Below are 5,966 nucleotides of genomic sequence, written 5' to 3'. Positions count from 1 at the left end.
TTCGGCCCGTACACGATGCCGGGCAAGGACCACGAGTACGCCATGGAGTTCCAGGGCGGCACCGGCTGCCCCGCCGGCGACTCGTGCAATCGCAACATCCGTACTGACGGCCGTGCCGCGTGGGTCGCGGACGTCGGCGCGGAAGTGCCTGCCGGCTACGACTTCATCTACTACCTGTCCGCAGGCCAGGACGAGTCCGGTACCTGGCAGGAGTTCGGGATGATGAAGTTCAGGACCAAGGAGGACGTCACCGACGCCTTCGGCCCGCCGGACCCCGCGCTGCCGAACTGGTCGCGCACCCGTTACGTCGATTGGACTTCGTGGGCCGCCGGCTCCAGCATCTGGCCCAACGCCGGCGGTGGCTCGTCCACGCAGGCGGAGAGTTCGGGCCAGGGCGTCTACGCGCACGAGCTGAGCCACATCCTCGGCATCGGCGACAACTACAACAACCCGTACGGCACCCCGCCGCGCCGCGATTACAGCGGCCCGTGGGACATGCTGTCGCGCGGCTCGTTCAACGGCCCCGGCGGCCCGCACTCGCGGTGGACGATCCCGGCGACCGGCGGGGGGTCGCTCGGCGCGGAGCAGACGTTCCGCAACAGGATCAAGCTCGGCATCGTCGACGAGCAGAACGTGCTGAGGCTCTCGCGCGAGGCACTGGCCGGGTCCGGCACGGTCATCGCGAAGATCACCGCCCGCGAGGTCAACCCCGGCACGTCCGGCCTGACCGGCATCAACCTCGCACTGGGCACGGGCGACAAGACGCCGTCCTGCACCGTGTCCACCGACCCGTTCTGCGACGGCGGCGGCTACGACAACTACACGCTGGAAGTCGTCGACCGCATGGGCGCCGACTCGTTCACCCCGGACTCGGGCGTGCTGCTGGCGAAGACCAAGAACGCCGACGCCGCACCGTTCACGTGGGTCATCGACGCCAACCCGCAGGACATCGGCATGACCGACTACGTCCTGCCCGACGGCACCAGGGTCCCGATCACGATCGGCGACTACCGCCAGCTGTCCGACGCCCTGTTCCACGCGGGCACGGGCTCCGGCAGCGAGTACGAGTTCGTCGACCAGGCCAACCGCCTGCACTTCTACGTGCTGGACCTGAAACGCGACTCGCGCGGCGTCCTGTCGTACACGGTCGCGATCCGCTCCCTGGACGGCGCCGGACCGCAGCAGCGCGGCGTGCGGGTCACACCCACCGCTGCTCGTGCCGGCACCGACGGAGTGGCGACGTGCCGCTTCCCGCTGACCAACACCGGCCGCACGGCGCCGCCCGCCGGTCAGCACCCGGAACCCGTCGACCAGTACCTCGACGGCGACGTCTACCGCGTGACGGCGACGGCGTCGAACGGCTGGACCGTCTCGGTGCCGAACGCGTTGGCCACGGCCAAGTTCGGTGGCCGCGTCGACGTTCCGGTGCACGCCCAGCGGGGCAGTGGGCCGATCATGTCGAAGGTGACCGTGAAGGCCGTGTCGGAAAGCGATCCGTCGAAGACCGCGACCGCCACCTGCACGGTGACCGGCCGCTAGTGGTCGCGGCTCCGGACCGGCACGCGCCGGTCCGGAGCACCGCTCAGTAGCGGTAGGGGATCCGGGCCATCGGTTCCACGAGCTCACGCTCCTCATAGGACAGATGCGACAGCAACGTGTCCGTGAGCAGGTCGACGGCCTCCGACACCTCCGTGATCCTCTTCGGTTCGGCGACCGTGCTGACGAGGGCGGCGTCCAGCCGTTCGAGCACCTCGTGGATCACCTGGTGCTCCTCGGTGAGCCGGTCCAGCACCGGTCCGAGCCGTGCGTCCCCTTCTCTGAGCTGCGGGTAGAGGCTCCGGTCCTCCAGCGTGTGGTGGATCGTGACGAGCCGGCAGTAGGTCTCGCAGTACGCGCCCATCGTCCAGTTGTTCTGGCGCATGGTCATCGCGTTGATCTCGTCCCGCGCGTCCCCGATGTCGAGGATGCCGTCCGCGACCTGCCTCACCACGCCGCGGATCTTCGTCAGCTCCTCGCGCAGGTGGTTGTGCACGCCGATGAGCTGGCGGCCGTGCGCCCGTCCGGACGCGGTGTAGACGGCGTCCTCCCGCGGTTTCGGGCCCCGCGGCCGCTTCTTCTCGTCCCACAGCCTGGTGGGCGAAAGCCGCTTCCCGTCGTCAGGCGTGGGCGTCACGCCCAGCGCTTTTGGGACGACATCGCGCTCCTTCCGCACCAGCTCCCGCACGGCCGGCGCGACCTCCTCCGCGAACGCCCGCAACTCGTCCTCGGCCTCGACCATGAGGATGAACCCGCTGATGCCCTCTTCGAGAGCCAGCCCGGCCAGCTGCTCAGCCGTGAAGCCGGGCGAGATGTTGTAGAGCCTCCTGACGTCCGCAGGCGACCGCCCCGCCTCGTGGGCCGCGTCGTCGATGATCGCGTTCATCGTCGCGAGCTGCTCAGGCGGCGCGTACGGGCTGGAGGGCAACCACCCGTCGGCACTGCGCCCGGTGAGCTGGAGCATCCGCTTCTTGTACGCGCCAAGCCAAATCCCGACGTCATGCGCCGGAAACGGCCCCGGCCTGGCACCGCTGAGCGAGTAGTGCTCGCCCTGGATGCGCGTCGTCCTCCCCGGGGTCCACAACGCCCGGATGACGGCGATGGCCTCTTCCAGCGCTCGCACCGACTCGGCAGGCGTCCTGCTGGGCCCACCCATGGCCGCGATGGCGTCCCAGAACGCCCCGGCCCCCAGCCCCAGCTCGACCCGACCACCCGTGATGACGTCGAGACTCGCCACAGCGCGCGCAAGAACGGCAGGCGGTCGCAACGGCAGGTTGGCCACGTTGGGAAACACACGGACGTTGGTCGTGCTGGTAGCGATGACCGCCAACGACGTCCACGTGTCGAGGTGCGTCGCGTTGTACGGGTGGTCCTGGATGCTCACGAACTCCAGTCCCAGCACGTCAGCGGCCTGAGCAAGCCGCAGCGTCTCGCCGAACCGTTCCGCGGTGGGCGCCAGGAACACCCCGAACTCCAGCGGGTGGCCGTAATCTGTCATGCCGAAAGTATGCCACGCAGATGTTCTGCCCAACAGACGTTCTGTCCGGGCTATCATTGGTTGGGTGACCGCGCTTGAGGACGACTTCGGCTGGACCCTCGGCGTGGTCTTCCGCGCCTTCGTCAAGGCGACCAACGCGGCCGTCGGCGATCTTCCCGGCGGCCACCGGGGCTATCAGATCCTCACCGCTTCGGTGCGCGACCAGCCGGAAAGCCAGTCCGCCCTGTGCCAGCAGCTGGGCATCGACCGCACGGTGATGACGTACCTGCTGGACGACCTGGAACGCGCCTCGCTGGTGGTCCGGCGTCCCGCGCCCACCGACCGCCGCACCCGGCTGGTGGTGGCGACCGACGAGGGCCGCTCGCGGTTGGAGGAGCTCGATCGTCGGCTGTCGCACGCCGAGGCCCACGTCCTGTCCGGCCTGTCCGCTGACGACCGCGCGACCTTCAAGGCGTTGCTCTGTCGGTTGGCCGGGCACGTGAACGAACTGGACCCGGTACCGAGCGCTTGCGCGGTCGTGCGGGACATCGCCGCAAGCACGTCCTAGCCTCGTCCGTCTGTGCGCCGCGCCCTGGCTTTTGATCAGCCTTGATCGGCGTGCCGCTGCTCGCAAAGGCTGGTGTCCATCCAGTCGGAGCCGCGATGTACTGCTCGTCCAGATCGTCGCCTGGAGGGCTCTTCCACGTCCTGAGCACCTCGATCAGTGCGGTGCTCGGCTCCCGTACGAGTTCGCTCGTGAACGCCTCGTCGAGCGGTTCCCCGTTGCCGTCCACCACCACCGGCACACCAGCCGCGGATCCTCCACCTTCGGAAAGGTGTCGGTGGTGATGGCGAAGTACTCGTAGCGCTGTTCCAACTCGCATTTCGTCTCGTTCGGGAGAGGAGGACCGTATTGGGTGATCAAGCGCGTCGCGGCGATGCCGGGCGTCGTGGGCGACGACGTGGTGCCTCCGGAGTCGGTGGTCGTGCCGGGGGGACAACCTCGAGGACGGCGTCGACTCCCAGCGCCACGGGTTCCTGCCACTCGGCAAGGTGCTGACGAAGGTGGTGCGCCGCCGTCGGGGGCGAGGAGAGGTGTCCGGATAGCCCTGACCGATCCGCAGGCCGGTCCTTCCGCGTCAAGTCGGCCACCATTCGAGCCGATGGTGAATCAATTCCTTGCAATCTGGATAACCGCAGGTAGTCGATGCGGTATTCGGTGAATTGCGGTAGTCGCCGCCAACCCCCGTTTGGTCGCTGCATGATCGCAGGCGATCTGGTGTAATGATGCTGCGGACGACAGTCATTCTCATCCAAGAAACGGTGATCATGCGCAAGTTGATTGGCGGCATCACGGGTACGATGTTGGTGATTGCTGCGTCGTTCCTCGGCGTGGCCACGACCGCCCAGGCCGCGCCCTCTCCGCCCTCAGGTGACGTTGTTGCCTTCGCGGTGCACGACGTCTGGGGTGACAGCGTCAGCATCCGCAGTCAGCCGAACGGCAGTGGTTCTGTCGTGGCAACGATGACCTGGGGGGATCGCTTCCGGGTCGACGACTACCGTGACAACGTCTGGGTCTTCGGAGCGGGTTACCGGAACGGAAACCTGCTCGGCTACGGATTCGTCCTCCGTCAGTACTTGTCCTGAGAATCTGAAAACCACTCCTCAGCGGTCGGCTGAGATTTCCAGCCAGTGGAGCGGCCGGTCGCGCAGTTCAACTGGTCTCGGAAGTGAATTGCGGATGGTGTTCCAGAACGTGTAGCCCGCTCTGCCGATTCTGAGATGCTTCCGAGCATTTCTTCCGGTCGCCTGACCGAAGCTGTTGCCAGGTCGATGTTCCAAGACATGGCGCCGGGACTTCGGCACGCATGTGGCGCAGACAGTCGTGGACGGCGGGTCCTGGCAGGGCGCACGAGAAAGGCTCTTGAGCAGCTTCGCGCTGCCCAAGAGCCGTTCTCGTGCGGGTGGAACGATGTGCCCCGGCAAGGCACAATGCAGACCTGCTCACCAATCCGTCCAAGCGCCTGACCGGCAGGTTGGTGCTTGAGAAGCAGCTTCGTCGCGGACGAGCCGCGTGGTGGGCGATGAGCGGCCGGGTGGAGGTGCGACGCCGGACCGACCGACCCCACCTACCGGGACGCCCGCGCCGGAATCACCACCGCCCTGCGCGACTGGTTCCGCACCCACCCCCTGATCCCGGGCCCGTCCCGGTCGTGCGGGGCTACGCCGGGTTCTCCGCGACGGCGAGGTAGTCCGTGTAGATCTGCGGCGAGCCCGAGAACGAGGCCAGCTGCTTCCACTCCTCGTACATCTGCTTGGTGTCGCGGTGGGCGGCCGCGAACTCCGCGGCCTCGCCGGTGGCGATGTCGGGCTCGGGGTAGAAGACGTCCAGCGCGTCCAGGCTCGCGATCTCCATCATCATCACGTACTGGTCGAGGCGGTTGCCCCGCTCGCCCTTGAGCACGTGGAACCGCCAGTCCGGGTAGTCGTCGATCCGGTGGTGGTTCTCGGCGATGAAGCGGTCGAACATCTCCTCGGTCACGCCGGCGCGCAACGCCAGGTTGTGGATCCCGACGACCCTGGCGACGGGCTCCTCCCCCGGGCGGTCGCGGTAGCGGGGGCCGGGCGTGACCGTGCTCCGCGGATTGTCGGCCAGCAACCGGTAGTCGGTGAACAACGTAGGCAGCTCACCGAACGTGCCCAGCCGCCGCCATCGCGCCAGCACAGCCTCCGCCTCGGGGCGCCGCGCCCAGAACAGCCGGGCCAGCTCGGTCTGCTCACCCCGGGCTGTGACGTAGCGGTCGCGTTGCTCGGCGCTCTCGATCTCGTACAACATCAGGTACTGCCCGGTCCGCTCTCCGCGCAACCCGCGCAGCAGAGTCCACCGCCACCCCGGGTACAAGGGCAGGTGAACGCCTTCACCACGCACGAAGGTCTCGAACTCCTCCGGCGT

General features: G+C 67.8%; 5 protein-coding genes. 3 read left to right on the top strand and 2 right to left on the bottom strand.

The features are described from left to right. Positions 1-1,539, top strand: a 1,539-nt coding sequence (locus VM306_RS24090; RefSeq protein ID WP_325518871.1) for a peptidase M6, incomplete at its 5' end; no start/stop codon positions are given. Positions 1,540-1,582: 43 nt separating this feature from the next. Here the strand turns inward: VM306_RS24090 and VM306_RS24085 are convergent. Beyond that, positions 1,583-3,034, bottom strand: a complete 1,452-nt coding sequence (locus tag VM306_RS24085) for an LLM class flavin-dependent oxidoreductase (RefSeq protein ID WP_325518869.1) — start codon at positions 3,032-3,034, stop codon at positions 1,583-1,585. Between the two features lie 64 nt (positions 3,035-3,098). On the opposite strand from VM306_RS24085, the gene VM306_RS24080 reads away from it, so the two are divergent. Further along, positions 3,099-3,581 carry a MarR family winged helix-turn-helix transcriptional regulator gene (locus tag VM306_RS24080; protein ID WP_325518867.1) on the top strand — a complete coding sequence of 161 codons (483 nt, stop codon included), beginning with the start codon at positions 3,099-3,101 and terminating at the stop codon, positions 3,579-3,581. Positions 3,582-4,300: 719 nt separating this feature from the next. Further along, positions 4,301-4,660, top strand: coding sequence for a hypothetical protein (locus VM306_RS24075; RefSeq protein WP_325518865.1), 360 nt, complete (start codon positions 4,301-4,303; stop codon positions 4,658-4,660). A gap of 574 nt (positions 4,661-5,234) precedes the next feature. On the opposite strand, the gene VM306_RS24070 is transcribed toward VM306_RS24075, so the two are convergent. After that, positions 5,235-5,966 (bottom strand): hypothetical protein (locus VM306_RS24070; protein ID WP_325518863.1); only part of this gene is annotated, 732 nt, incomplete at its 5' end.

The sequence above is a fragment of the Lentzea sp. genome (assembly GCF_035525475.1).
GTDB lineage: Bacteria > Actinomycetota > Actinomycetes > Mycobacteriales > Pseudonocardiaceae > Lentzea.
Note: the sequence above shows the minus strand (reverse complement) of the source record. Positions and strands in the feature narration are given on the sequence as shown.